This window comes from Arthrobacter woluwensis (genome assembly GCF_030816155.1).
GTDB classification, from domain to species: Bacteria; Actinomycetota; Actinomycetes; order Actinomycetales; family Micrococcaceae; genus Arthrobacter_E; species Arthrobacter_E woluwensis_A.
Map to the genome: position 1 here is coordinate 1,470,482 of NZ_JAUSXR010000001.1, position 24,916 is coordinate 1,495,397.

Annotated in this window: 21 protein-coding genes and 2 pseudogenes; 22 read left to right on the forward strand and 1 reads right to left on the reverse strand. The window is 69.1% G+C overall.

Annotated features, from left to right (window positions below):
- The 9 genes and pseudogenes from ruvX (at position 1) to nusB (ending at position 8,043) form a co-directional block, all read left to right on the forward strand.
- Entirely contained in the window at positions 1-549 is a 549-nt protein-coding gene (gene ruvX / locus QFZ52_RS06545; protein ID WP_307496819.1) for a Holliday junction resolvase RuvX, read from the forward strand.
- Complete coding sequence (mltG, locus tag QFZ52_RS06550; RefSeq protein ID WP_307496820.1) at positions 546-2,588, forward strand: endolytic transglycosylase MltG; 2,043 nt, start codon at positions 546-548, stop codon at positions 2,586-2,588. Before ruvX ends, mltG begins: the two co-directional genes overlap by 4 nt.
- Complete coding sequence (locus QFZ52_RS06555; RefSeq protein ID WP_307496821.1) at positions 2,585-3,496, forward strand: shikimate dehydrogenase; 912 nt, start codon at positions 2,585-2,587, stop codon at positions 3,494-3,496. The genes mltG and QFZ52_RS06555 overlap by 4 nt, the downstream gene beginning before the upstream one ends.
- 28 nt (positions 3,497-3,524) lie before the next feature.
- Positions 3,525-4,724, forward strand: coding sequence for a chorismate synthase (aroC, locus tag QFZ52_RS06560; RefSeq protein ID WP_307496822.1), 1,200 nt, complete (start codon positions 3,525-3,527; stop codon positions 4,722-4,724).
- Positions 4,725-4,753: 29 nt separating this feature from the next.
- A complete protein-coding gene (locus tag QFZ52_RS06565; RefSeq protein ID WP_307496823.1) occupies positions 4,754-5,329 on the forward strand; it encodes a shikimate kinase in 576 nt (191 codons plus the stop codon).
- Complete coding sequence (aroB, locus tag QFZ52_RS06570) at positions 5,326-6,420, forward strand: 3-dehydroquinate synthase (protein ID WP_278268988.1); 1,095 nt, start codon at positions 5,326-5,328, stop codon at positions 6,418-6,420. The genes QFZ52_RS06565 and aroB overlap by 4 nt, the downstream gene beginning before the upstream one ends.
- Positions 6,417-6,938: a tetratricopeptide repeat protein gene (locus tag QFZ52_RS06575; protein ID WP_307496824.1), complete on the forward strand. Its 522-nt coding sequence runs from the start codon at positions 6,417-6,419 to the stop codon at positions 6,936-6,938. The genes aroB and QFZ52_RS06575 overlap by 4 nt, the downstream gene beginning before the upstream one ends.
- A 130-nt stretch (positions 6,939-7,068) precedes the next feature.
- Positions 7,069-7,633, forward strand: a pseudogene (gene efp, locus QFZ52_RS06580) (elongation factor P).
- Positions 7,633-8,043, forward strand: coding sequence for a transcription antitermination factor NusB (gene nusB, locus QFZ52_RS06585; protein ID WP_066212693.1), 411 nt, complete (start codon positions 7,633-7,635; stop codon positions 8,041-8,043). The pseudogene efp and the gene nusB overlap by 1 nt, the downstream one beginning before the upstream one ends.
- Before the next feature lie 139 nt (positions 8,044-8,182).
- Here the strand turns inward: nusB and QFZ52_RS06590 are convergent, their stop codons facing one another.
- Positions 8,183-9,763, reverse strand: coding sequence for a PrsW family intramembrane metalloprotease (locus QFZ52_RS06590; RefSeq protein WP_307496826.1), 1,581 nt, complete (start codon positions 9,761-9,763; stop codon positions 8,183-8,185).
- A gap of 185 nt (positions 9,764-9,948) precedes the next feature.
- Here QFZ52_RS06590 and pyrR point away from each other — a divergent pair, with 185 nt between their 5' ends.
- From pyrR to QFZ52_RS06655, 13 genes and pseudogenes are all read left to right on the forward strand, one after another.
- Complete coding sequence (gene pyrR / locus QFZ52_RS06595) at positions 9,949-10,533, forward strand: bifunctional pyr operon transcriptional regulator/uracil phosphoribosyltransferase PyrR (protein WP_278268990.1); 585 nt, start codon at positions 9,949-9,951, stop codon at positions 10,531-10,533.
- Positions 10,530-11,540, forward strand: coding sequence for an aspartate carbamoyltransferase catalytic subunit (locus QFZ52_RS06600; RefSeq protein WP_307496827.1), 1,011 nt, complete (start codon positions 10,530-10,532; stop codon positions 11,538-11,540). Before pyrR ends, QFZ52_RS06600 begins: the two co-directional genes overlap by 4 nt.
- A pseudogene (locus QFZ52_RS06605) lies at positions 11,537-12,866 on the forward strand (dihydroorotase). Before QFZ52_RS06600 ends, QFZ52_RS06605 begins: the two are co-directional and overlap by 4 nt.
- Before the next feature lie 3 nt (positions 12,867-12,869).
- Positions 12,870-13,364 (forward strand): PH-like domain-containing protein, encoded by a 495-nt coding sequence (locus QFZ52_RS06610; protein WP_307496828.1) that lies wholly within the window; start codon positions 12,870-12,872, stop codon positions 13,362-13,364.
- 52 nt (positions 13,365-13,416) lie between these two features.
- Positions 13,417-14,613, forward strand: coding sequence for a glutamine-hydrolyzing carbamoyl-phosphate synthase small subunit (gene carA / locus QFZ52_RS06615; protein ID WP_307496829.1), 1,197 nt, complete (start codon positions 13,417-13,419; stop codon positions 14,611-14,613).
- A 2-nt stretch (positions 14,614-14,615) separates the two neighbouring features.
- Complete coding sequence (gene carB, locus QFZ52_RS06620) at positions 14,616-17,918, forward strand: carbamoyl-phosphate synthase large subunit (RefSeq protein ID WP_307496830.1); 3,303 nt, start codon at positions 14,616-14,618, stop codon at positions 17,916-17,918.
- A complete protein-coding gene (gene pyrF, locus QFZ52_RS06625) occupies positions 17,911-18,759 on the forward strand; it encodes an orotidine-5'-phosphate decarboxylase (protein WP_307496831.1) in 849 nt (282 codons plus the stop codon). The genes carB and pyrF overlap by 8 nt, the downstream gene beginning before the upstream one ends.
- A gap of 161 nt (positions 18,760-18,920) precedes the next feature.
- Entirely contained in the window at positions 18,921-19,238 is a 318-nt protein-coding gene (gene mihF, locus QFZ52_RS06630) for an integration host factor, actinobacterial type (RefSeq protein ID WP_066212666.1), read from the forward strand.
- Between the two features lie 39 nt (positions 19,239-19,277).
- Positions 19,278-19,850 carry a guanylate kinase gene (gene gmk, locus QFZ52_RS06635; protein ID WP_307496833.1) on the forward strand — a complete coding sequence of 191 codons (573 nt, stop codon included), beginning with the start codon at positions 19,278-19,280 and terminating at the stop codon, positions 19,848-19,850.
- A 99-nt stretch (positions 19,851-19,949) separates the two neighbouring features.
- On the forward strand, positions 19,950-20,219 hold the full coding sequence (rpoZ, locus tag QFZ52_RS06640) for a DNA-directed RNA polymerase subunit omega (protein WP_066213096.1): 270 nt from the start codon (positions 19,950-19,952) through the stop codon (positions 20,217-20,219).
- A 47-nt stretch (positions 20,220-20,266) separates the two neighbouring features.
- Complete coding sequence (gene coaBC / locus QFZ52_RS06645; RefSeq protein WP_307496834.1) at positions 20,267-21,502, forward strand: bifunctional phosphopantothenoylcysteine decarboxylase/phosphopantothenate--cysteine ligase CoaBC; 1,236 nt, start codon at positions 20,267-20,269, stop codon at positions 21,500-21,502.
- Positions 21,503-21,606: 104 nt separating this feature from the next.
- Entirely contained in the window at positions 21,607-22,815 is a 1,209-nt protein-coding gene (gene metK, locus QFZ52_RS06650) for a methionine adenosyltransferase (RefSeq protein WP_307498681.1), read from the forward strand.
- A gap of 99 nt (positions 22,816-22,914) precedes the next feature.
- Positions 22,915-24,912, forward strand: coding sequence for a primosomal protein N' (locus QFZ52_RS06655; RefSeq protein WP_307496835.1), 1,998 nt, complete (start codon positions 22,915-22,917; stop codon positions 24,910-24,912).
- Positions 24,913-24,916: the final 4 nt, after the last annotated feature.

Genomic DNA, 24,916 nt, shown 5'->3' on the forward strand with positions numbered 1-24,916 from the left:
ATGGAAGACCATGCACAGACGTCTCCGGCGGACGCTCCACGGGGCGTCCGCCTGGGGATCGACGTCGGCCTGGTGAGGGTCGGGGTGGCCGTCAGCGATCCGGACGGAATCCTGGCCACCCCTTTCAAGACCTTGCAGCGTGACAGCAAGAAGAATTCGGACATCGGAGTGATCGTCCGCCAGATCATCGAGCGGCAGGTCCGGTGGGCGTTCGTCGGCCTTCCGCGCACTTTGCGCGGCGGGGAGAGTCAGTCCACGCAGATGGCGCTGGACTACGCTCAGATCCTCGCCGACCGGCTTCAAGAGGCCGCCGTCGAGTGCTCCGTGGCGATGCTCGACGAGCGTCTGACCACCGTCACGGCGCACCGGACGCTTCGCGAAGCTGGAATGGACGGCCGGGAACATCGTAAAGTGGTGGATCAGGTGGCGGCGGTGAACATCCTCCAGCATGCGCTTGACATGCAGAAACGCCAAGGACCTGATGTGGGGACGCCGGTGCGCGCCCATTCCGCCACCTTCGAGGAAAGTGATGGAGGCACCCGTACGTGAGCACGGACAACAACGAGCCCGGGGACAAGCAGTCCCGGGCTGACGGTCCCATGGCCGCAGAGGGGATGCCGCTGACCCGGCGGGAACTTCGTGCGCGGGAGCGTCTTCTCGCTCAGCGCGAGGAACAGGAGCGGGCCGCGCGCGCCGCTGCTCCGTTCGATCAGGAGCAGGACGAGCTGCCGCGACGGCGCGACGCCTTCCAGCGACAGGACACCCCGACGCCGGCCGAGAAGGCCGCCGAGGAACGCGCCGGCGCTGAGAAGGCTGCCGCTGAAAAGGCCGCCGAGCGTGCCCGTGCGGCCCAGGCCGCCGCCGACAAGGCCGCGGCAGAGAAGGCTCAGGCGGAGAAGGCCCGGCTCGAACGGGCCGCCGCCGAGAAGGCTCAGGCTGACAAGGCCCGCCGTGACCGGGCCGCCGCAGCGGAAGCAGCAGCGGCCGAACGCGCGGCAGCAGAGAAGGCTCGCCTCGACAAGGCCGCGGCCGACAAAGCCCAGATGGAGAAGGCTCAGGCTGAGAAGGCCCAGACTGAGAAAGTCAGGGCTGAGAAGGCCCAAGCCGAAAGAATCCAGGCGGAGAAGGCGGCAGCCGAGAGTGCCCTGGCTGCGAAGACCGCCTCCGAGCCGGCTGCCGAGGGCGACCTCAAGGACAGCGCCCAGCGCAACGACGCTCCGTCCGCATCGGGGTCCGAGTCCCGCATCGCGCCGGTCCCTGCGACGGCTCACGCCCAGCACTTCTACCCGGAACCGACGCACACCCGCCTCAATCCTCTGGCGCATGCTCACCGGCCCGCTGCTCAGACCGCTCGTCCCGAAACCGCTGCGGAGGCGGCCGACGCTGCCGCCGTCGAGGACTCCGAGGCCCAGCACCACGGCCAGCACGAGGCGGCCGGGACGCACGGTTTCCAGTTCATCCACTCTCCGGAACCGGGGCATGACGAGGACGAGCCCGCCAAGACCGCGTTCCAGGAGGAAGTGGCCAGTCCCCGCAAGCACCGCCGGGTGCGCGGCTGGGTGGCCGTGCTCCTGTCCTTCCTGCTCGTGGCAGGCGGTGCGTTCGCCGCGTTCCAGTTCATCGGGCCCAGCCTCGGCTGGGGCCGCGTGACCGACTACCCGGGGCCCGGCACGGGTTCCGTGTCCGTCGAGGTCGCGCAGGGTTCGTCCGTCACCCAGGTGGCCAACTCCCTCAAGGAGGAGGGCGTGGTCGCCGATGCCGGGACGTTCATCAAGGCGTTCGGCGAGTCCGGTATCACGCTCTCTCCGGGCAAGTACACGTTCCGCAAGGAGATGAAGTCCGCGGACGCCGTGAACGTCTTCGGCGCGAGCGGCAAGGACAAGGTCTCGTACGTCGCGCTCTCGGCCGGTCTGCGGCTGGGGGAGTCCCTCGAAGCGATCGCCAAGGGGACCGGACTCGAGATCTCGGATCTGAAGAACCTCGCCAACGCCCCGGGACAGTTCGGGGTGTCCTCGAAGGCGAAGAACCTGGAAGGCTATCTGTTCCCGGGCGAGTACCGGTTCGCCGTGGGCAGCACCGCGAAGCAGGTGATCGGCCAGCTGGTCAAGGCCACGCAGGACGAGCTCAAGGCCCAAGGCGTGACCGACGCCGACGAGCAGTACCGCATGCTGACCATCGCCTCGATCGTGCAGGCCGAGGCAGGACGGGCGGACTATCCGACCGTCGCCGGCGCCGTCATGAACCGCCTGAAGCACAACGCCCAGACGGTCGGTTTCATCCAGTCGGACGCCACGGTGACGTACGGGCTGGGCCGGAAGAGCTACGAGCTCACCCAGGCCGAGAAGGACGATAAGAGCAACCCGTACAACACCTATGCGAACCCCGGCCTGCCGGTCGGTCCCATCGGATCCCCGGGCAAGATGGCGATCGATGCCGCAGCCCATCCGAAGGCTTCCGACTACCTGTTCTGGGTGACCATCAACCTGGACACGGGTGAGACGCGCTTCGCGAAGACCCTGGAGGAGCACAACCGCAACGTGGCGCTCTACCAGGAGTGGTGCAGCGCCAACGCAGGACGTTGCCAATGATGCGCAGGGCCGCGGTCCTCGGGCATCCCATCTCCCACTCGAAGTCACCCGCGCTGCACAATGCGGCGTACCGTGTGCTGGGCTTCGACGCCGAGTACACCGCGGTGGATGTGGACGAGCCCGAGCTGACCGCCTTCATGGCCGGAGTGCGCCGCGAGCCGGCCTGGTGCGGCCTGTCCGTCACCATGCCGCTCAAACGGGCGATGGTCTCCGAGGTCGATGAGTGCGTCGGCGCCGCGGCCGAACTCGGGGTGCTGAACACCGTGGTCGTGACGACGGATGCCGACGGCGCCACCCGGCTCACGGGCCATAACACGGACGTCACGGGCATCATCAACGCCCTCCGCCACGCCGCGGGCCTGCCGACGCTCCACGGGGTTCCCGGCGACGGGTCCACCCTGGGACGCCGCGCCGCGATCCTGGGCGCCGGGGGGACCTCCGCGGCCGCGATCACGGCGCTGTCCCGGCTGGGACACCGTGACGTGGTGCTCTTCGCCCGGGATGAAAGCCGGGCGGCCGAGGCGTTCGGCGCCGCGGACGCGAGCGGGGTGCGGCTCAGCCTGCTGCCCTACGACTCGGCGACCGGCAGTCTGGTGGAGTACGACGTCGTGATCTCGACGCTGCCGCCCCGTGCGGCGGACGGCCTGGCGGCCCAGCTGGCGGACCGGGGGAGTGCCCCGTCGCCGGGTGACGTGCCTCCGGTCCTTCTGGACGTCGCGTACGAGCCGTGGCCCAGTGCACTGGCCTCCGCGTGGTCCGCCCGGGGCGGGACCGTGGTGCCGGGGCTGGAGATGCTGCTCTACCAGGCGGTCGAACAAGTGCTTCTCTTTACCGGAAACGGGCCCGAGAAGGCCCCTCGCGTCATCGACGCGATGTGTGACGCAGTGAACGCACCCCGACGCGGGTGACCGGGCACAAGCATGGCAGGATGGACATATGTTTCGTTGGTTAACCGCTGGTGAGTCTCATGGCCCCGCGCTCGTCGGGATCGTCGAAGGCGTCCCGGCAGGCGTCGAACTGTCGAGCGAGGACGTCCGTGACGCCCTCGCTCGGCGCCGTCTCGGTTACGGCCGCGGCGCCCGGATGAAGTTCGAACAGGACGAGGTCACCATCATCGGTGGCGTCCGGCACGGCCTGACCCAGGGCGGCCCCGTGGCCATCGAGGTGGGCAACACCGAATGGCCCAAGTGGGAGCGCGTCATGTCCGCGGATCCCGTGGATCCGGAGGAGTTGGCCACCTCGGCCCGCAACGCCCCTCTGACGCGTCCGCGCCCCGGCCACGCCGACTTCACCGGCATGCAGAAGTACGGCTTCCCTGAAGCCCGCCCGGTCCTGGAGCGCGCCAGCGCCCGTGAGACGGCCACCCGCGTGGCCCTCGGCACCGTGGCCGCGAAGTTCCTCCGCCAGCTCGGCGTCGAACTCATCAGCCACACCACCGCGGTGGGCACCGTCGCCGTGCCGGATGGCACGCCGCTGCCCTCGCCGTCGGACCTGATCGCGCTCGACGCGGATCCGCTGCGCTGCTTCGACCGCGAGACCTCGGACGCCATGGTGGCCGAGGTGGATGCCGCTCACAAGGAGGGCGAGACCCTCGGCGGTGTCGTCGAGGTACTCGCCTACGGCCTTCCGCCGGGACTCGGCAGCTACGTGCACTGGGACCGCCGCCTGGACGCCCGCCTGGCGTCCGCGCTCATGGGCATCCAGGCCATCAAGGGCGTGGAGGTCGGCGACGGCTTCGCCACGGCCGCCCGCCGCGGCTCCGCCGCACACGACGAGATGGTCAAGGACGAGAACGGCGAGATCTCCCGCCTGAGCAACCGCGCCGGCGGCATCGAAGGCGGCATGAGCATCGGGACCGTGCTGCGCGTCCGCGCCGCCATGAAGCCGATCGCCACCGTGCCCCGCGCGCTCCAGACCGTGGACGTCACGACGGGTGAGGCCGCCAAGGCCCATCACCAGCGCTCGGACGTCTGTGCCGTGCCCGCGGCCGGCGTCGTGGCCGAGGCCATGGTGGCCCTGGTCCTCGCGGAGGCCATGCTGGAGAAGTTCGGCGGTGACTCGGTGGCCGAGACCCGCCGCAACCTCCAGAACTACCTGGCAGCCATCCCGGAGGAGCTCAGCTCCTCCGGCCACTGATACGGCAACTGAAACACAGGGAGCCCCACATGCCTTCTGATGAGGCAGCAGACAGCACGGCGATCGTCCTGGTCGGCCCCATGGCGGCCGGGAAGAGCGCCGTGGGACGGGCCCTGGCGGCGTTGCTCCAGGGCGAGTACGTGGACACGGACGAGGTCTTCGTCCTGGAGAACGGCCCGATCACGGAATACTTCGAGGCCCACGGCGAGGACGCGTTCCGCGCCGCGGAGGCCTCGATCGTGGCGCGCGCCGTGGCTGGCGACGTCCCCATGACCCACCCCGAAGCGCCGCGGATCATCTCCCTCGGGGGCGGGTCCGTGGTGGCCGAGGCGTCCCGCGCGGCCATCGCGCCGTGCCGTGTGGTGTACCTGGAACCGGACCTGGCCACGGTCCTCCCGCGCATCGCCCGGGACACCGGCAGGCCCATGCTCACGGGTGACGCGGCCGAGCGCTGGCTCACACTCTTCGAACAGCGGCGCCACCTCTACCAGGCGGCAGCCGAGCTGACCGTCGACGTGCGCCATGGAAGCCCGGAGGACTTCGCCCTGGAGATCGCCAGGGCGCTGGACCTCCCCGGAATCACAGCAAAGGACAGCAGCGAGTGACGCATCCCGAGACGGTCATCAAGGTCACCGGCAATCGCCCGGAGGAGAACTACGACGTCGTGGTGGGCCGCGGCCTTCTGGCGCAGCTTCCGGGCCGCCTGGGCGAGCGCGTCAAACGCGTCCTGGTGGTCCACCCCCGCGCGCTCCGTCTGACCGGCGACGCCGTCCGTGACGAGCTCGAGTCCGCGGGCTTCACCGCCGTCACGGCCGAGATCCCGGACGCCGAGGAAGGCAAGCACATCCAGGTGGCCGCGTTCTGCTGGCAGGTCCTGGGGCAGAACGACTTCACCCGTTCCGATGCCGTCGTCACCGTCGGCGGCGGCGCCGTGAGCGACCTGGGCGGCTTCGTCGCCGCCACGTGGCTGCGCGGCGTCAAGGTCATCCACATGCCCACCAGCGTGCTCGGCATGGTGGACGCCGCCGTCGGAGGCAAGACCGGCATCAACACGGCCGAAGGCAAGAACCTGGTGGGCGCATTCCACCCGCCCGCGGCCGTGCTCGCCGATCTGGACACGCTGCGGACCCTGCCCCGCAATGAGCTGGTCTCCGGCCTGGCCGAGGTGATCAAATGCGGGTTCATCGCCGATCCGGTGATCCTCGACCTGCTGGAGGAGCACGGCCAGGACGTCCTGGATCCGGAGTCCCCGGTCCTGCGGGAACTGATCGAACGTGCCATCGCCGTCAAGGCCAAGGTCGTCTCCGAGGACCTGAAGGAGTCCGGCCTCCGCGAGATCCTGAACTACGGACACACCCTCGGCCATGCGATCGAGCTGGCCGAACGCTACTCGTGGCGTCACGGCGCCGCCATCTCCGTGGGCATGGTGTTCGCCGCGGAACTCGCTCGCAGCGTGGGGCGGCTGAGCGACGCCGAGGCGGACCGGCACAAGGCCATCCTGGAGAGCTTCGGGCTCCCCACGTCCTACCGCAACGATCGCTGGTCGGCGCTGCTGGACGGGATGCGGCGGGACAAGAAGTCCCGTGGCGACCTGCTGCGCTTCGTGGTCCTGGACGGCGTCGGCAAGCCCGGCGTCCTGGAGGTGCCGGACACGTCCCTGTTGTTCGCCGCCTATCAGGAGGTGGCCGAGGGATGAGCGGCGGCGGAGTCGACCTGGAGACCTCCGAGTGGCCTGAGTCCGGGTTCCCGGGCATCAAGGTCAATCCTCTGACACGTCGCTACGAGATCGTGGACGAGGACTTGGTGCAGGAGACCCTCGCAGGGGATGACCGCCCCTGGGCAGGCGTCTTCGTGCTGATGGTCCAGGGCAAGACCACCGAAGCCGCCGAACTGCTCGCCGAGGCGCGCATGGTGGATCCCGAGTCCTTCGAGCTGCTGCTCCTGGACACGGAGATCCTCTACACACGTGGCCGCCTCGAGGCCGCCTACGAGCGGCTGCACCGCCTGCTGGCACAGTACCGGGGGACCGGTCACGAAGCGGAGGTGCTGCAGCATCTGGGCAACACCTACTACAGCTCGGGTGATTTCGCCCGCAGCGCGGACGCGTTCCAGGAAGCCCTGGAGTTGCGGGTCGCGTCGCATGCCAGCCCCGAGCTGATCTACTCCTCCACGATCGCGCTGCAGCAGGCGCGGCACGCGGCGGAGGCCAGCTGACACACGGCCCGCCGGGCCGCATTCCGGGCAGTCCGCCGGACACGGTAGACTGGATCTCGGTTTTTTGACAACTACATGGCTGTTCGCGCCCTCAGGGCCCCGGACAGTCCGCATCGGGAGAGAGGCTGCAGTGGCAACCACGAACGACATCAAGAACGGCACCGTCCTCAAGCTGGAGGGCAACCTCTGGAACGTCATCGAGTTCCAGCACGTGAAGCCGGGCAAGGGCGGCGCGTTCGTGCGCACCAAGCTCCGCAACATCCTCTCCGGCAAGGTCGTGGACAAGACCTTCAACGCCGGCGCCAAGATCGAGACCGCCACGGTCGACCGCCGCGATTACACCTACCTGTACCAGGACGGCGCCGACTACGTCTTCATGGACGTGCAGGACTACGACCAGCTCACCGTGACCCCGGAGGTCGTGGGCAACGCGAAGAACTTCATGCTGGAGAACCAGCAGGTCATCATCGCCATGCACGACGGTTCGCCGCTGTACCTCGAAATGCCGGCCAGCGTCGTCCTCGAGATCACCTACACCGAGCCCGGCCTGCAGGGTGACCGTTCCCTCCGCCGGCACCAAGCCCGCCACCGTGGAGACCGGCTACGAGATCCAGGTCCCGCTGTTCCTCGAGCAGGGCACCCGCGTCAAGGTCGACACCCGCGACGGCAGCTACCTGGGCCGGGTCACCGACTAGTGAGCGCCCGCGGCAAGGCCCGCAACCGGGCACTCGACATCCTGTTTGAAGCCGAGCAGCGTCAGGTCACCCCGTTCTCCGTGATCAAGGAGCGGCGTGAGCACACCGACCAGATCATCAACCCCTACACGGTGGAAGTGGTCGAAGGTGTGGTGTCGCTGCAGGAGACCATCGACGAGTTCCTGACCACCTACGCCCAGGGCTGGACCCTGGAGCGCATGCCGAATGTGGACCGGATCATCCTCCGCATCGGGACCTGGGAACTGCTCTACAACGAGGACGTGCCGGACAGCGTGGCCGTGAGCGAGGCCGTGAGCCTCGCCAAGACCCTGTCCACGGACGACTCACCCGCGTTCATCAACGGCCTGCTCGGTCGTTTGAAGGAGCTCAAGCCCACGCTGCTCGCCTGATCCCCGCGAGGGATCCAGCGCTCAGTGGTGGACGACGACGGCGGCCCGCCCCCTTTCCGGGGGCGGGCCGCCGTCGTCGTTTGCCGAGATCACAGTTCGCGGAGGTCTCAGTCTGCAGAAGTCTCAGTGTGCGGAGAGCTCAGGCGGTCACCATGGACCGTAGCTGGCCGAGGCGTTCGAGCAGCCGGTGCTCGTCCTGCTGAAGCCGGGGGAGATCCCGCCCGGTGAGGATCCGCTGGCGGGTGTAGGCGAGGGCCGTCGCGGTGCGGATGAGCTCGTGCATGGTCTTCTGGCGACCGAACTGTGAGGCCCAGCGTTTGGCGGCGCGGCGCCCCTGGCCCGTCGCGAAGAGACCCACTTCCGGCCAGGTGAGCCAGCCGGCCGCAGCGTATTCGCTCAGTCGGGCGCGCGTGAGCTTGGCCTCCGCGACCCGGAGGAAGATGAAGCCGAGGACCGCCAGGAAGAAGAGCGGCATCTGGATGACGATGTAGAGCCAGAGGAAGTCCTGGCCCATGCTGTTCCACTGGTGGTGCAGGAACATGGCGGGCAGCAGGCCCACGAAGAACGCCCCGACGGTCAGACCCCGGTTCCAGCGCCGCGCCGCGAAGCCCATGAGCAGGCCGGTGGCACCGGTGAACAGGGCATGCGCGAAGGGGGAGAGGATGCCGCGGAGGAAGACGATGGTCCAGAACGTCTGGCCGGCGCCCTCCTCGGCCGAGTAGATCCGGCCGAAGTAGAGGATGTTCTCCGTGAAGGCGAAGCCCGCGGCGATCGTGAAGGCGTAGACCAGTCCGTCCACCGGGCCGTCGAAGTACTTGCGCGCCAGGAGCGCCAGCAGGAGCAGCCCGAGTGACTTGGAGAACTCTTCGACGATCGGCGCCTCCACGGTGGCCAGGAAGGTCTGGACCTCCGCCTTGGTGGAATCCGGCGGCGCGAGCTGCAGGAAGAACGGCTGGATCACCACCGTGGTGGCGACTGCGACCGTGGCGCCCCAGAGCAGCGCGAAGAGCAGGAGCTTCCGCGGTTCGGGTTCCCAGCGGTCCATGAAGTAGACCGCCGTGAGCACGATCGCCAGCGGAATCAGGGAGGCGAAGAAGCCGCCCATGAACCCCTGCCCTCCGACGTTCGAGAGCAGCAGCGGCAGGACGAGCACCAGACTGAGGAACGCGAGAACCCCGCCGATGATCATGAGCGTGAGCGTGGCGGGATTGATGTTCCGATGCCGGCGGGGAGGCGCCCAGCCGGTCGGCGTCTGCTGCCAGGCGCCGTGGAACTGCTGGGGACCGGCGGGCCAGGCCGGCGCCTGCTGTGCCGGGTTGCCCTGCGGGGCGGACTGCGGGAACTGCTGTCCTTGACCTTGCGGCCACGGGTTCTGCTGCCACGCCTGAGGACCGGGCACAGGCTGCTGGAACGTCTGCTGGAAAGCCTGCGGCTGGGCGGGTTGCTCGAAAGGCTGCTGTGCAGGCTGCTGGAAGGGTTGCTGGCTCTGGTACTGCTGGTCCTGATACTGCAGGGGTGCCGACGGCTGCAGAGGTGGGCGTCCGGCGTAGTTCGCCCCCGGCTGCGTGTAGCTCTCGGGATCGACCCGGCCGATCCAGCTCGGATTCAGCTGCTGGTCCTCGGGGACGAAGAAGGGCTCCGGCGCGGGCGCCTGATGCGGCTGCCGGCCGGGGACCTGATGGCCTGAAGGGTCGTCGTGACCATACGGTGGGGCGCTCATGATTCTCCATCGTATTGATTCGGAGGCTCCCCAGCCAGCACGCGGACGCAACGCGCCGGATGCGTCGCGGATCACGCCCGACGGCGGCCGTCACACAGCGGTCCGACCGCGGCCGTGTGGTAATTTTGGTACGCAATCATCCTTTTTTAATTCCGTCCCGTGAGGCGGGGAAAGGGGAGAGAGGCATGAATGACGCCACCAGTGCATCCTCGGCCGGGCAACCGGCCCAGCGCGTCGTCCTCAGCTCCGACGACATCGACCGCGCCTTGACCCGCATCGCCTTTGAGATCATCGAGGCGAACAAGGGGACCCAGGATCTCGTCCTGCTCGGCATTCCCCGTCGCGGCTACCCCCTCGCTCAGCGCCTGGCGCAGAAGATCGCCGCGGCACACCCCGGTTTCGACGTCCGGGAATCCCTCGGCCAGCTCGACGTCACCATGTTCCGTGACGATCTGGCCCACCAGCCCACGCGCTCACCTCTTCCCACGCAGCTCCCCAAGAGCGGCCTCGACGGCAAGGTCGTGGTCCTGGTGGACGACGTCCTCTACTCGGGCCGCACCATCCGCGCCGCCCTGGACGCCCTTGTGGACCTGGGCCGTCCCCGCATCGTCCGCCTGGCCGTCCTGGTGGACCGCGGGCACCGTGAACTGCCGATCCGGGCGGACCACGTGGGCAAGAACCTCCCCACCGCGAGCAGCGAGAAGGTCCGCGTGCACCTGAGCGAAGTCGACTCCGGTGACAACGAAGTCGTGATCGAGGCGGGCGCATGAAACACCTGCTCTCCACTCAGGACCTGAGTCGCCGCGACGCCCTGGACATCCTGGACACCGCGGAGGAAATGGCCCGCGTCGGCCAGCGGGAGGTCAAGAAGCTCCCCGCGCTCCGTGGACGCACCGTGGTCAACCTCTTCTTCGAGGACTCGACCCGCACGCGCATCTCCTTCGAGGCCGCTGCCAAGCGTCTGTCCGCCGACGTCATCAACTTCTCCGCGAAGGGCTCCTCGGTGAGCAAGGGGGAGTCCCTGAAGGACACCGCCCAGACCCTCGCGGCGATCGGCGCCGACGCCGTCGTGATCCGTCACTGGGCCAGTGGTGCGCCGCAGCGGCTCGCCAACACGGACTGGATCGACGCGAAGATCCTCAACGCCGGCGACGGCACTCATGAGCACCCCACACAGGCCCTTCTGGACGCCTTCACCATGCGGCGGCACTGGGCGAAGATCGCCGGGACCGATTCCGCGGGAACCGATCTGTCCGGGATGCGCGTCGCGATCGCCGGGGACGTCCTGCACTCCCGGGTGGCCCGCTCGAATGTCTGGCTGCTGAGGACGCTGGGCGCCAGCGTGACGCTCGTGGCCCCGCCCACCCTGCTGCCCGTCGGCGTCGAGAGCTGGCCGTGTGAGGTCAGCTACGACCTGGACGCCACGCTGGAAGCCGGCGTCGACTCGATGATGATGCTGCGGGTCCAGAAGGAGCGCATGCACGATTCCTTCTTCCCTTCCGCCCGCGAGTACTCGCGCCGCTGGGGCTTTGACGACGCGCGCCTCGAGGCGCTCGACCGTCACGGCCTGAAGGACACGATCATCATGCACCCCGGCCCCATGAACCGCGGTCTGGAGATCTCCTCCGCCGCCGCCGACTCGCCGCGCTCCACCGTCCTGGACCAGGTCAGCAATGGTGTGTCCGTCCGCATGGCGGCGCTCTACCTGCTCCTGGCCGGCGGCCGGGACGCCGAAGACCACAGCACCGAAGCCGTCACGGAGGGAATCCCCGCATGAGTTCCGACAACCACCTCCTCACGGGAGCCTCGCTCCTGGGCGGCGAGCCCACCGACATCCTGATCGCCGACGGCGTCATCGCCGCTCTCGGCGCCGACGCCGCAGCCCACCCGGACGCCGAGGGCGCCACCGTGACCGACGCGTCGGGTCTCGTGGCCCTGCCGGGTCTCGTGGACGTTCACACCCACCTGCGTGAGCCGGGCCGGGAGGACGCCGAGACCGTGGAGACCGGAACCCGCGCCGCGGCGCTGGGCGGTTACACCGCCGTGCACGCCATGGCGAACAGCTCCCCGGTGGCCGACACGGCCGGCGTCGTCGAGCAGGTCCACAGCCTCGGCCAGGCCTCCGGCTGGGTCGATGTGCGCCCCGTGGGCGCGGTGACCGTCGGCCTGGCCGGCGAGCAGCTCGCCGAGCTGGGCGCCATGGCCGACTCCCGCGCCCAGGTGCGGATGTTCTCGGACGACGGCATCTGCGTCCACGACCCGGTCCTGATGCGCCGCGCCCTCGAATACGTGAAGGCGTTCGACGGCGTCATCGCCCAGCACGCTCAGGAGCCGCGCCTCACGGCGGGCGCCCAGATGAACGAAGGCGAGGTGTCCGCGGTCCTCGGCCTGGCCGGCTGGCCCGCGGTCGCCGAGGAGAGCATCATCGCCCGCGACGTGCTCCTGGCACAGCACGTCGACTCCCGCCTGCACGTCTGCCACGTCTCCACGGCGGGCAGTGTGGAGATCATCCGCTGGGCCAAGCAGCGCGGCATCCGGGTCACCGCCGAGGTCACCCCGCACCACCTGCTGCTGACGGACGAGCTGGTCCGCAGCTACGACCCCGTCTACAAGGTCAACCCGCCCCTCCGCACCCAGGAGGACGTGCTGGCCCTGCGCCAGGCCCTGGCCGAGGGCGTCATCGATGTCATCGGCACGGACCACGCGCCGCACCCGAGCGAGCACAAGGAATGCGAGTGGGGCCCAGGCCGCCATGGGCATGACGGGCCTCGAGACGGCACTGTCCGTGGTCCAGCACACCATGGTGGACAGCGGACTCATGAGCTGGGCCGATGTGGCCCGCGTGATGTCCCAGGTCCCGGCCGAGGTCGGCCGCGTGGCCGATCAGGGCCGTCCGCTGGCCGTTGGCGAGCCCGCCAACGTGGTCCTGGTGGATCCGGCGGCGCGCTGGACCGTGGACGGCAAGGCCATGGCCACCAAGGGCCGGAACACGCCATTCCAGGGCATGGAGCTGCCGGGCAAGGTCCGGGCCACCTTCTTCCACGGCCATCCCACGGTGCTGGACGGGGCGCTCAACACTCCGCGCACCACCGTCGGGGCCTGAGCCATGGACAAGGTCCTGCCGGGCATCCTCATGCTGGCCCTCGGGGCGGCGGTCATCGTGCTGCTGTACGTGGGCTGGCGCAGCCGCCAGCGGCGCCAGAGCGATCTGGATCCGCTGCCGACGGTGCCGGAGCTCGGCGAGCCCGGACTCGCCGTCGCCGGCCAGTATGTGGCCACGACGACGGCGGGTGACTGGCTGGACCGCGTGGCGGTCCACAGCCTGGGCATCCGCTCCCGGGCGGACCTGGCCGTCCACCCGGACGGCGTGCTGATCACGCGGCCGGGCTGCGAAGAGCTCTTCATCCCGGCGGCCGACCTCGAGGAGGTCCGGCTGACCAGCGGCATGGCGGGGAAGTTCCTGGGCAAGGATCAGATCCTCGTCGCCACCTGGAAGCTGGGGGAGCGCAGCCTGGACACGGGATTCCTGCCCCGGCACGGCGCCGACACCGAACCACTGCGGCAAGCCCTGGAGCGACTCCTGGGCCCCGCACGGGCCTGAGGGCCCTCCGAAACGACATGACAGACCACACGAACGCGAACAAGAGGACACAGTGAGCATTCAAACGCCTGAGGCGAGCACCGGCGCGGCAGTTCTCGTCCTTGAAGACGGACGCATCTTCCGCGGCCAGAGCTACGGTGCCGTCGGCACCACTCTGGGGGAGGCCGTCTTCACCACCGGCATGACCGGCTACCAGGAGACCATCACGGACCCCTCCTACGCCCGTCAGATCGTGGTGCAGACCGCCCCGCACATCGGCAACACCGGCGTGAACGGTGAAGACGCCGAATCCCGCCGCATCTGGGTCGCCGGGTACGTGGTGCGGGACCCCGCCCGACGTCCCTCCAACTGGCGCAGCGAGGCCTCGCTCGACGAGGAGCTCGTCCGCCAGGGCATCGTGGGCATCCAGGGCGTGGACACCCGCGCCCTGACCCGCCACCTCCGCGAGCACAAGACCATGCGCGCCGGCATCTTCTCCGGCGAGGCCGCTCAGGCGAGCGACGCCGAGCTGCTGGCCGCGGTCCGGGCGAGCGAGCCGATGGAAGGCTCCCGCCTGGCCGAGGAGGTCAGCATCGACGAGGCGTACGTCGTCGAGCCGTCTGACCACGGCTGGGAGGGGGAGCCCCGCTTCACGATCGCCGCGATCGACCTCGGCATCAAGGCCATGACCCCGCAGCGTTTCGCCGAGCGCGGCGTGCGCGTGCACGTCCTCCCGGCCACGGCCACGCTGGAGGACGTCAAGGCCGTGAACCCTGATGGGTTCTTCATGTCCAACGGCCCCGGCGACCCCGCGACGGCGGACGCCCAGGTCAGCCTCCTGCGCTCCGTGCTGGACGAGAAGCTGCCGTACTTCGGCATCTGCTTCGGCAACCAGATCCTGGGCCGCGCGCTCGGCTTCGGCACCTACAAGCTGAAGTACGGCCACCGCGGCATCAACCAGCCCGTCCTGGACCGCCGCACCGGCAAGGTGGAGATCACCTCGCAGAACCACGGCTTCGCGGTGGACGCCCCCATGGACGGCGCGACCCAGGCGCCGGAGAGCCGCTTCGGCCGCGTCGAGGTGAGCCACGTGAGCCTCAACGACGACGTGGTCGAGGGCCTCTCCTGCCTCGACATCCCCGCATTCTCCGTGCAGTACCACCCCGAGGCCGCCTCGGGTCCGCACGACGCCGCCTACCTCTTCGACCGCTTCATCGAGCTCATGGAAGCCGAGAGCGGTCAGACCAACCAGAAGGACAAGGACGCCTAAGCATGCCGAAACGTACAGACCTCAAGAGTGTCCTGGTCATCGGGTCCGGACCGATCGTCATCGGCCAGGCGGCCGAGTTCGACTACTCCGGCACGCAGGCCCTGCGTGTCCTGAAGGAGGAGGGCCTGCGGGTCATCCTGGTCAACTCCAACCCGGCCACCATCATGACCGACCCCGAGTTCGCCGACGCCACCTACGTCGAGCCGATCACCCCCGAGGTGGTCGAGAAGATCATCGCCAAGGAGCGCCCCGACGCGGTCCTGCCGACGCTGGGCGGTCAGACGGCCCTCAACACGGCGATCGCGCTGGACAAGAACGGCGTGCTCGCCAAGTACGACGTCGAGCTGATCGGCGCGAACATCGCCGCGATCGAGCTGGGCGAGGACCGCGAGAAGTTCAAGGGCGTGGTCGAGCGCTGTGGCGCCGAGAGCGCCAAGAGCCACATCATCCACACCATGGATGAGGCCCTGGCCGCCGCCGAGGACCTCGGCTATCCCATGGTCGTCCGGCCGTCGTTCACCATGGGTGGCCTGGGCTCCGGCCTGGCGTACAACGAGAGCGATCTGCGCCGCATCGTCGGCCAGGGCCTCCAGTACAGCCCCACCAGCGAGGTGCTGCTCGAAGAGAGCATCCTCGGCTGGAAGGAGTACGAGCTGGAGATGATGCGCGACAAGAACGACAACGTCGTGGTCGTGTGCTCCATCGAGAACTTCGATCCGGTGGGCGTCCACACGGGTGACTCCATCACGGTGGCGCCGGCCCTGACGCTGACCGACCGCGAGTATCAGAAGCTGCGCGACGTCGCGATCGCCGTCATCCGCGAGGTCGGCGTCGACACCGGTGGCTGCAACATCCAGTTCGCCGTGAACCCGGAGACCGGCCGCGTGGTGGTCATCGAGATGAACCCGCGCGTGTCCCGCTCCTCGGCCCTGGCCTCCAAGGCGACCGGCTTCGCGATCGCCAAGATCGCCACGAAGCTCTCGCTCGGCTACACCCTGGATGAGATCCCCAACGACATCACCCAGAAGACGCCGGCCTCCTTCGAGCCGACCCTCGATTACGTGGTGGTCAAGGTCCCGCGCTTCGCCTTCGAGAAGTTCCCGGCGGCGGACCCCACCCTGACCACCACCATGAAGAGCGTCGGCGAGGCCATGGCCCTCGGCCGCAACTTCACCGAGGCCCTCCAGAAGGCCCTCCGCTCGCTCGAGCAGAAGGGCGCCACGCTGGACTTCAGCCACGTCCCCGAGTGGGAGGTGGAGGAGCTCCTGGAGAAGGCCAAGCGCCCCACCACCGAGCGTCTGCACCAGGTGCAGCGTGCCCTCCTGGGCGGCGCCACGGTCGAGCAGGTCTTCGAGGCCACCAAGATCGACCCCTGGTTCCTGGACCAGCTCCAGCTCCTCAACGAGGTCGCCGGCACGATCCGCAGCAGCGAGGCCCTGACACCGGAGATGCTGCGCCTGGCGAAGCGCCACGGCTTCTCGGACGCCCAGATCGGCGCCCTGACCAACAACCCGGAGGCCGTGGTCCGCGGTGTGCGCCAGGCGCTCTCCATCCGCCCGGTCTACAAGACCGTGGACACCTGCGCCGCAGAGTTCGCCGCGTACACCCCGTACCACTACTCGTCCTACGACGAGGAGGACGAGGTGGGCCTGCACTCCAAGCCTTCCGTCATCATCCTGGGTTCCGGCCCGAACCGCATCGGCCAGGGCATCGAGTTCGACTACTCCTGCGTGCACGCCTCCATGGCGCTGCGCAAGGCCGGTTACGAGACCGTCATGGTCAACTGCAACCCGGAGACCGTCTCCACGGACTACGACGTGTCCACCCGCCTGTACTTCGAGCCCCTCACCCTGGAGGACGTGCTCGAGGTCATCGCCGCGGAGGAGCGCACCGGCGGTGTCATGGGCGTGTTCGTGCAGCTGGGCGGGCAGACGCCGCTCAAGCTGGCGCAGGAACTGGCCGACGCCGGCGTCCCGATCCTCGGCACGCAGCCGGAGGCCATCGACCTCGCCGAGCACCGTGGCGAGTTCTCCCGCGTGCTGGACAACGCCGGCCTGATCGCCCCGAAGAACGGCACCGCCGTCTCCTTCGAGGACGCCAAGAAGATCGCCGATGAGATCGGGTACCCGGTCCTGGTCCGCCCGTCCTACGTGCTGGGCGGCCGCGGCATGGAGATCGTCTACGACGAGGCCAACCTGTCCCGCTACATCGCCAACGCCACCGAGATCACCCCGGACCACCCGGTCCTGATCGACCGCTTCCTCGAAGATGCCGTCGAGATCGACGTGGACGCCCTCTTCGACGGCACCGACATGTACCTGGGCGGCATCATGGAGCACATCGAGGAGGCCGGCGTCCACTCCGGTGACTCGGCTTGTGTGCTGCCGCCGATCACGCTCGGCAAGAACGTGATCGAGCGTGTCCGGAACGCCACCCGCGCCATCGCGGAGGGTGTGGGCGTGCGTGGCCTCATCAACATCCAGTTCGCCCTCGCCTCGGACGTCCTGTACGTGCTGGAAGCCAACCCCCGCGCCTCCCGCACCGTGCCGTTCGTCTCCAAGGCCACCGGCGTGCAGATGGCGAAGGCGGCCGCGCTGATCGGCGTCGGCGTCACCATCCACCAGCTCCGCACCGCGTACAAGATGCTCCCCGAGCAGGGCGACGGCGCGAACCTCCCGCTGGAGGCCCCGGTCGCCGTCAAGGAGGCCGTGCTGCCCTTCAGCCGCTTCCGCACCGAGGACGGCCACGTGGTCGACTCCCTGCTCGGCCCGGAGATGCGCTCCACCGGTGAGGTCATGGGCATCGACAAGCACTTCGACACGGCCTTCGCCAAGAGCCAGGCCGGCGCGAACAACCCGCTGCCCCGTGAAGGCCGCGTGTTCGTCTCGGTCGCGAACCGGGACAAGCGTGCCGTGATCCTGGCGGTCAAGCGCCTCTCGGATCTGGGCTACGAGATCGTCTCGACCGGCGGCACCGCCGATGTGCTCCACCGCAACGGCATCCAGGCGACGCTCGTGCGCAAGGTCGCCGAGGGCCAGGGCTCCGGCGAGGGTGAGAACACGATCGTGGACCGCATCGTCGCCGGTGAGATCGACATGGTCTTCAACACCCCGTCCGGTGGCGAAGCCCGTGGGGACGGTTACGAGATCCGCGCCGCGGCCACCTCGATCGGCATCCCGTGCATCACCACGGTCGCGGAGTTCAACGTGGCCGTGCAGGCCATGGAGGCCATCCGCACCTACGAATGGGACGTCACCAGCCTGCAGGAACACGCGGCGAACCTCGCGGCGGTCCGCAATGGCTGACCAGACGACGACGGCGGGCGCCGGCTTCGGCGCCCGCCTGGCGGAGGCCATGGCCTCCCTCGGCCCGCTCTGCGTGGGCATCGACCCGCACCCCGGTCTCCTGGAGGCCTGGGGGCTGGACGACTCGGCCGTGGGCCTCAAGGAGTTCTCCGCGCGTGTCCTGGAGGCCGCCTCGGGCCGTGTGGCGGCCATCAAGCCCCAGGTCGCACTGTACGAGCGGCACGGTTCGGCGGGTCTGGCGGTTCTCGAGGGTCTGCTCGCTGACGCCGCCTCGGCCGGGGTGCTCACGATCGCCGACGCCAAGCGCGGCGACATCGGGTCCACCATGGCCGCCTACGCGGACGCGTGGCTGTCGCCGTCGTCGCCCCTCGCGGCGGATGCCGTGACGCTCAGCCCGTACCTCGGCTTCGAGTCGCTCCGCCCGGCCCTCGACCTCGCGGCGGCTCACGGTCGCGGCGTGTTCGTCCTGGCCCTCACCTCCAACTCGGAGGGCGCGAGCGTCCAGCATGTCGGGGGAGAGGCCTCCGTGGCCCGCCGGATCATCGAGGCGGCCGCGGCGGAGAACGCCGGCGTGACCGGTCTCGGCTCGGTGGGACTCGTCGTCGGCGCGACCGTCGGAGCGGCGATCGAGGAGCTGGGTCTCGACCTCGCCTCCCTCAACGGCCCCATCCTCGCTCCCGGCCTCGGAGCCCAGGGCGCCACGGCCGAGGACATGCGCCGCACCTTCGGCGCGGCTTATCCCTTCGTGCTGGGCACGTCCAGCCGCGACATCCTCAAGGACGGCCCGTCCGTCCAGGGGCTCGTGGCGGGCATCGAGAGGACGCTCGCCGGACTGCGCTGACCGTCCGGGCCGGCTCTCGGAGCGCCCGGACCCGCCGCTCAACTGGGAGGTCGCCGAAATCGGTGACCTCCCAGCTATGGTGCCGGACGTCACTTTCAGGTAGGTTCGCATCAACCGTCAGTCGCGCCCATAGCCATGGGTGCCCGGAGGTGGGAGATGCCATGAGCCTGCGAGTTCTGACCAGCACGGAACGAAGTGCCGCCCTTGCGAAAGCAGCAGCGGCCCGTCAGGTGCGTGCACGCCTCAAAGAGGCGCTGAAATCCGGGGAACTGACCGTGCCGCAGGTCCTGGCGCAGGCGGAGGACGACCCCGCCATCGCACGGCTCAAGGTCTCCGAACTGCTCGAGTCCTTCCCGGGCATCGGCCGCGTCAGGTCGCAGGCGATCATGACGCAATTGCGGATCGCCCCGTCACGCAGGGTCCGGGGCCTCGGCGTCCACCAGCGTAAGGCCCTGATAGATTTTCTGGAAGACAAATAGTTCAGGCGGCCCACGGGCGGCCTATGACCAGAGGACACCGTGAGCTCACTTTCCGGTCTCACCGTGCTCGCCGGACCCACCGCGGTCGGCAAGGGCACGGTCTCCACGTACATCCGTGACAACTACCCGCAGGTCTGGCTGTCGGTCTCCGCGACCACACGGCCCCCGCGGCCCGGGGAGCAGGAAGGCGTCCACTACTTCTTCAAGTCCGCCGAGGAGTTCGACCGGCTGGCCGAGGAGGGCGAGTTCCTGGAGTGGGCCGTGGTGCACGGCGTCAACCGGTACGGCACGCTGAGGAGCACCGTGGAGGCCGCGCTGGCCGACGGGAAGCACGTCCTGCTGGAGATCGACCTCCAGGGTGCGCGCCAGGTCAAGGCCAGTGTCCCGGATGCTCGCTTCGTGTTCCTGGCCCCGCCGAGCTGGGATGAAATGGTCCGCCGACTGGTGGGCCGCGGCACGGAAAGCCCGGAGGAACAGCAGCGCCGGCTGGAAACCGCTAAACTGGAACTTGCTGCCGAGCCGGAGTTCGACCACACCGTGGTCAATGACGATGTCCGGCGTGCAGCCGACGAACTTGTCCACCTGATGGGTTTGACCCCGAACCCTCGCTGAAAAGCCGCCATGACGCGGCGCCTGCTCACCGGCGGGCGCCATCCCGGACCCTCTCTGAGGAGCCGGGGACTGAACACCGAGAAGATCCTGGAGAACACCGTGTCCACCAACCTTGAGGGCATCATCAACCCGCCGATCGACCAGCTGCTCGAAGCCGCTGACTCGAAGTACGGCCTGGTCATCTTCGGTGCCAAGCGTGCCCGCCAGATCAACGCGTACTACGCCCAGCTGAACGAGGGCCTCTTCGAGTACGTCGGTCCGCTCGTCGAGACCAAGATGAACGAGAAGCCGCTCTCCATCGCCCTGCGCGAGATCAACGAGGGCCTTCTCGAGTGCAAGCCGGTCGAGAGCACCGAAGAAGCCGAGTGATCCGGCGCCGGATCACCGGCACCAGAGACTGAACCAAGGAGACGCGCATGCGGATCGTCCTGGGTGTCGGAGGAGGGATCGCGGCCTTCAAGGTCGCATCCCTCCTTCGTCTTTTCACCGAACAGGGTCATCAGGTCAACGTCGTGCCCACGGAGGCGGCACTTCACTTCGTGGGGCAGGCCACCTGGGAGGCGCTGTCCGGCCATCCCGTGAGCACCTCCGTGTTCGAGCACGTGGAGCAGGTGAACCATGTCCGGCTCGGCCAGGAGGCCGATCTGGTGGTGGTCGCGCCGGCCACGGCCAACATCCTGGCCCGCTCGGCTCACGGCCTGGCCGACGATCTGCTCGGCAACACGCTCCTCGTCGCCACCTGTCCGGTGCTGTTCGCCCCCGCCATGCACACCGAGATGTGGCGGCACCCCGCGACGCAGGCCAATGTCGCCACCCTCCGCGCCCACGGCGCCCACGTGCTGGACCCCGACGTCGGGCGGCTGACCGGCAAGGACAGCGGTCCGGGCCGTCTTCCGGAACCGCAGGCCATCTTCGCGGCCGCGATGGCGCTGGTGTCCGCTCCTGACGAGGCGCACGACGGCGATACCGCCGGGGCGCTGCTGACCGGGAAGCGGGTGCTCGTCTCCGCCGGCGGCACGCAGGAGCCTCTCGATCCGGTCCGGTTCCTCGGCAACCGGTCGTCCGGCAAGCAGGGCATCGCCCTGGCCGCCGCCGCCCGCGACGCCGGCGCCACGGTGACGCTCGTGGCCGCCCACGTCGAGGTCGCGCTCCCGGCGGGGGTCGACGTCGTGCGCGTGGGCACCGCCGAGGAACTGCGGGAGGTCATGACCCGCGAGGCGGCGTCCGCCGATGTCGTGCTCATGGCCGCTGCCGTGGCTGACTTCCGGCCCGCCGAACGGTCCGGCACGAAGATCAAGAAGCGGGCCGAGGGCACCGACCCGGTGATCGAACTGGTCCGCAATCCGGACATCCTGGCCGAGCTGGTGCGGCTCCGTGCCGAGGACGGCCGGGAGCAGCTCATCCTGGGATTCGCCGCGGAGACGGGCGATGATTCGGGCAGTGTCCTCGAGTACGCCCGCCAGAAGCTCGAACGGAAGGGCTGCGACCTCCTGGTCGTGAACCACGTGGGGGAGTCCAAGGTCTTCGGTCAGGATGTGAACTCCGTGGAGATCCTGTCCCGGACCGACCGTGAGATGCAGCACGTGGAGGGTTCGAAGAACCTCGTGGCCGAGGCGATCGTGCACCGTGTCGCCGCGGAGTTGCGCGGCTGAACGGGGCGGGTCCACAGGCATGTCCTGCGGCGTCGTCCACATAACGTCATCTGCGCGCCAGAGCTGGTGGAAGAGGCCGGTAGAGTGTACTGGTGACCTTTGCCATGCAGAATTCTTCGCACACCGGCCTCCGGCTGTTCACTTCCGAGTCCGTCACTGAGGGACACCCGGACAAGATCTGTGACCAGATCAGCGACTCCATTCTGGACGCGCTGCTGGCCGCGGACCCCGAGTCGCGGGTCGCCGTGGAGACCATGGCCACCACCGGCCTCGTCCACGTGGCGGGCGAGGTCACCACGGACGCCTATGTCGAGATTCCGCAGATCGTCCGCGAGACCATCCTGGGCATCGGGTACGACTCCTCGGCCAACGGCTTCGACGGTGCCCGCTGTGGCGTGTCCGTCTCGATCGGCCAGCAGTCCAATGACATCGCAGATGGCGTCTTCAACTCCATCGAAGCCCGTGAAGGCCGCACCCGGGACGACTACGATCTCCAGGGCGCCGGTGACCAGGGCATCATGTTCGGCTACGCGAGTGACGAGACGTCCAGCTACATGCCGACCCCCATCTGGCTGGCGCACCGCCTGTCCGAACGGCTCACCGAAGTCCGCAAGAACGGCGAGCTAGCCTACCTCCGTCCCGACGGCAAGACCCAGGTCACCGTGGGGTATGACGGGGACAAGCCGGTGTCGGTCGAGACCATCGTCATCTCCAGCCAGCACGCCGAGGATGCCGGCCTGGAGCAGCTGCGCAGCGATCTTCAGACCCACGTGATCACTCCCGTGCTCGCCACGGCGGAACTGGACACCTCCTCGGTCCGCAGCATCCTGAACCCCGCCGGCAAGTTCATCATCGGCGGCCCCGTGGGTGACGCCGGTCTGACCGGCCGCAAGATCATCGTGGACACCTACGGCGGTTTCGCCCGCCACGGTGGCGGAGCGTTCTCCGGTAAGGACCCGTCCAAGGTGGACCGCTCGGCGGCCTACGCCATGCGCTGGGTGGCCAAGAACGTGGTGGCCGCGGGGCTCGCGCGTCGTGCGGAGATCCAGATCGGCTACGCGATCGGCCAGGCCCGTCCGGTCGGCATCTACGTGGAGACCTTCGGCACCGAGACCGTGGATCCCGCGCGCATCAGTGATGCCATCAACGAGGTCTTCGATCTCCGCCCGCGCGCCATCATCGACGCCCTGGATCTGAAGCGCCCCATCTACGCCAAGACGGCTGCTCACGGTCACTTCGGCCGCGAAGAGCCCGAGTTCACCTGGGAGCGTCTCGACAAGGTCGCGGACCTCAAGGCCTTCTTCAACGCCTGATCCCGGTGGTGACACGTGCAGGACGGACTCTTTCCGGTCTCTGACTCCGTGGGACCGTCGGCCTCCGGGCCGGGCGCAGGAGGCGGCAAGGGCTGGCTCATGCCTGAACCGCCGGAGAAGCTGGCCGCCACGAATCCTGTGGCACGGGTGGTTGTCGAATCCCCGCTGCCGCATCTGGACCGACCGTTCGATTACCTGGTGCCGGACGCCCTGGACGGCGACGCCGTCGCCGGAGCCCGGGTCAGGGTCCGGTTCGCGGGCCGGGAACTGCACGGATACATCGTCGAACGCCGGGAGGACAGCGACTCCGGGACACGTCTGAGTGTGCTGGACAAGGTCGTCTCCCCGGTCCCGGTGCTCACCCCTGAGGTTCTGGAGCTCTGCCGTCTGGTCGCCGCCCGGTACGCGGGCACCGTGAGCGACGTCCTCCGGCTCGCCATTCCGGGCCGGGTGGCCAGCTGCGAGAAGGACTGGACGCCGCGGGGCGGGAATGACGAGGACGTGGCGTCCCTGGCGGAGTCGCCTGCCCGCGAGGAGGCGTGGAGCCGCCTCGGCAAAGGCGCCGCCTTCCTTCAGCACCTTCGCACGGGCGGCAGCCCGCGCGCCGTCGTGACCGTGCCCGAGGGATACGGCCCGCACGCGTGGCCCGAGCTCTTCGCAGAGGCCGCCGTCGCCACGCTGCATTCCGGACGCAATGCCCTGCTCGTGGTCCCGGACCGCCGGGACCTGGATCGCCTGGCCGCCGCCCTGGCCGCGCATGTGCCGCGGGGCCTCGTGGCCAGGCTCTCGGCCGAGGACGGCCCGTCCGTGCGGTATCGCGAGTACCTCCGCGTCCTGGGCGGCTACGCCCGCGTGGTCATCGGCACCCGGGCGGCGTCCTACGCGCCCCTCAAAAACCTGGGACTGGTGGCGATCTGGGACGACGGCGACGACGTCCACGCGGAACCCCGCGCTCCGTACCCGCATGCCCGCGAACTCCTCATGATCCGCAGTTCCCAGGGGGAGGGCGCGGCGTGCGTCCTCGCGGCACATGCTCGGAGCACCGAGGCCGAACGCCTCGTGGAGCACGGCTGGGCGCCGGCGGTCGAAGCGGACCGTCCCTTGTTGCGCGCCGTCACCCCTCGAGTGGTCAACACGGCGGATTCCTATCATCAGGAACGGGACCCGTTGGCCACTGCCGCCCGGCTCCCGCATGCGGCCTGGCAGGCAGCCAAGGACGCTCTGGCGCACGGGCCGGTTCTTATCCAGGTGGCGCGGGGCGGGTACGCGCCCACGGTGTTGTGTGCAGAGTGCAGCACGCCGCTACGCTGTTCGACATGTGAAGGCCCCCTGCACGTCCCGGCGACCGGCGCTGCGCCCGAATGCCGCTGGTGCGGCACGGTGCACCGCACGGTCACCTGCCGGGTCTGCGGGTCTCAGCGGTACACGGTCGCCGGGAACGGTGTCCTCCGCACGGCCGAGCAACTCGGCCGGGCGTTCCCCGGTGCACGGGTGGTCTCGTCGTCGGCCGGTCGCGTGAAGGACGAGGTCTCCGGGGCAGGCACCCTCGTGGTCGCGACGCTGGGCGCTGAGCCCGTCGCGCCCGAGGGGTACGCCGCCGCGCTCCTGCTGGATGGCGATCAGATGCTCCGGCGTGAGAACCTGCGGGCAGCGGAGGAGACGGTCCGCCGCTGGTTCAATGCGGCGGCGCTGGTCCGTCCGGCGCGGGACGGGGGAGTGGTCATGATCACGGCTGAGCACGAGGTCGCCGTGGGAGCGCTCGTGCGCTGGGATCCGGCGTCGTTCGCCGCGCGCGAGCTCGCCGAGCGCCGGGAGCTCCACCTGCCGCCTGCGGTCCGCGTCGCCGCGATCACCGGGCCCAAGGACGCGGTGGAGAACCTGCAGCAGGCGCTGGCGCCGTTGCAGGCCGGCGAGCATGAGGTGCGGACGGTGGGTCCCGTCCCCTTCGACGACGGCGACTACCGGACGCTCTGCTTCATCCCCTTCGCGGTGGCCTCCGAAGCCGCACGGCTGCTGCGGGCCGCGAAGGCCGCGGCCTCGGCGAAGAGGACCCATGCTGCAGCCCAGGTGCGCTTCGACGGCCTGGATCTGCTGTAGCCTC

What these genes read in the sequence shown, in the direction of transcription:
- ruvX (WP_307496819.1), top strand. Translation starts at nt 1, where the DNA reads ATGGAAGACCATGCACAGACGTCTCCGGCGGACGCTCCACGGGGCGTC.
- QFZ52_RS06555 (WP_307496821.1), top strand. Translation starts at nt 2,585, where the DNA reads ATGATGCGCAGGGCCGCGGTCCTCGGGCATCCCATCTCCCACTCGAAG.
- aroC (WP_307496822.1), top strand. Translation starts at nt 3,525, where the DNA reads ATGTTTCGTTGGTTAACCGCTGGTGAGTCTCATGGCCCCGCGCTCGTC.
- QFZ52_RS06565 (WP_307496823.1), top strand. Translation starts at nt 4,754, where the DNA reads ATGCCTTCTGATGAGGCAGCAGACAGCACGGCGATCGTCCTGGTCGGC.
- QFZ52_RS06575 (WP_307496824.1), top strand. Translation starts at nt 6,417, where the DNA reads ATGAGCGGCGGCGGAGTCGACCTGGAGACCTCCGAGTGGCCTGAGTCC.
- QFZ52_RS06590 (WP_307496826.1), bottom strand. Translation starts at nt 9,763, where the DNA reads ATGAGCGCCCCACCGTATGGTCACGACGACCCTTCAGGCCATCAGGTC.
- pyrR (WP_278268990.1), top strand. Translation starts at nt 9,949, where the DNA reads ATGAATGACGCCACCAGTGCATCCTCGGCCGGGCAACCGGCCCAGCGC.
- QFZ52_RS06600 (WP_307496827.1), top strand. Translation starts at nt 10,530, where the DNA reads ATGAAACACCTGCTCTCCACTCAGGACCTGAGTCGCCGCGACGCCCTG.
- QFZ52_RS06610 (WP_307496828.1), top strand. Translation starts at nt 12,870, where the DNA reads ATGGACAAGGTCCTGCCGGGCATCCTCATGCTGGCCCTCGGGGCGGCG.
- carB (WP_307496830.1), top strand. Translation starts at nt 14,616, where the DNA reads ATGCCGAAACGTACAGACCTCAAGAGTGTCCTGGTCATCGGGTCCGGA.
- pyrF (WP_307496831.1), top strand. Translation starts at nt 17,911, where the DNA reads ATGGCTGACCAGACGACGACGGCGGGCGCCGGCTTCGGCGCCCGCCTG.
- mihF (WP_066212666.1), top strand. Translation starts at nt 18,921, where the DNA reads ATGAGCCTGCGAGTTCTGACCAGCACGGAACGAAGTGCCGCCCTTGCG.
- coaBC (WP_307496834.1), top strand. Translation starts at nt 20,267, where the DNA reads ATGCGGATCGTCCTGGGTGTCGGAGGAGGGATCGCGGCCTTCAAGGTC.
- metK (WP_307498681.1), top strand. Translation starts at nt 21,607, where the DNA reads ATGCAGAATTCTTCGCACACCGGCCTCCGGCTGTTCACTTCCGAGTCC.
- QFZ52_RS06655 (WP_307496835.1), top strand. Translation starts at nt 22,915, where the DNA reads ATGCCTGAACCGCCGGAGAAGCTGGCCGCCACGAATCCTGTGGCACGG.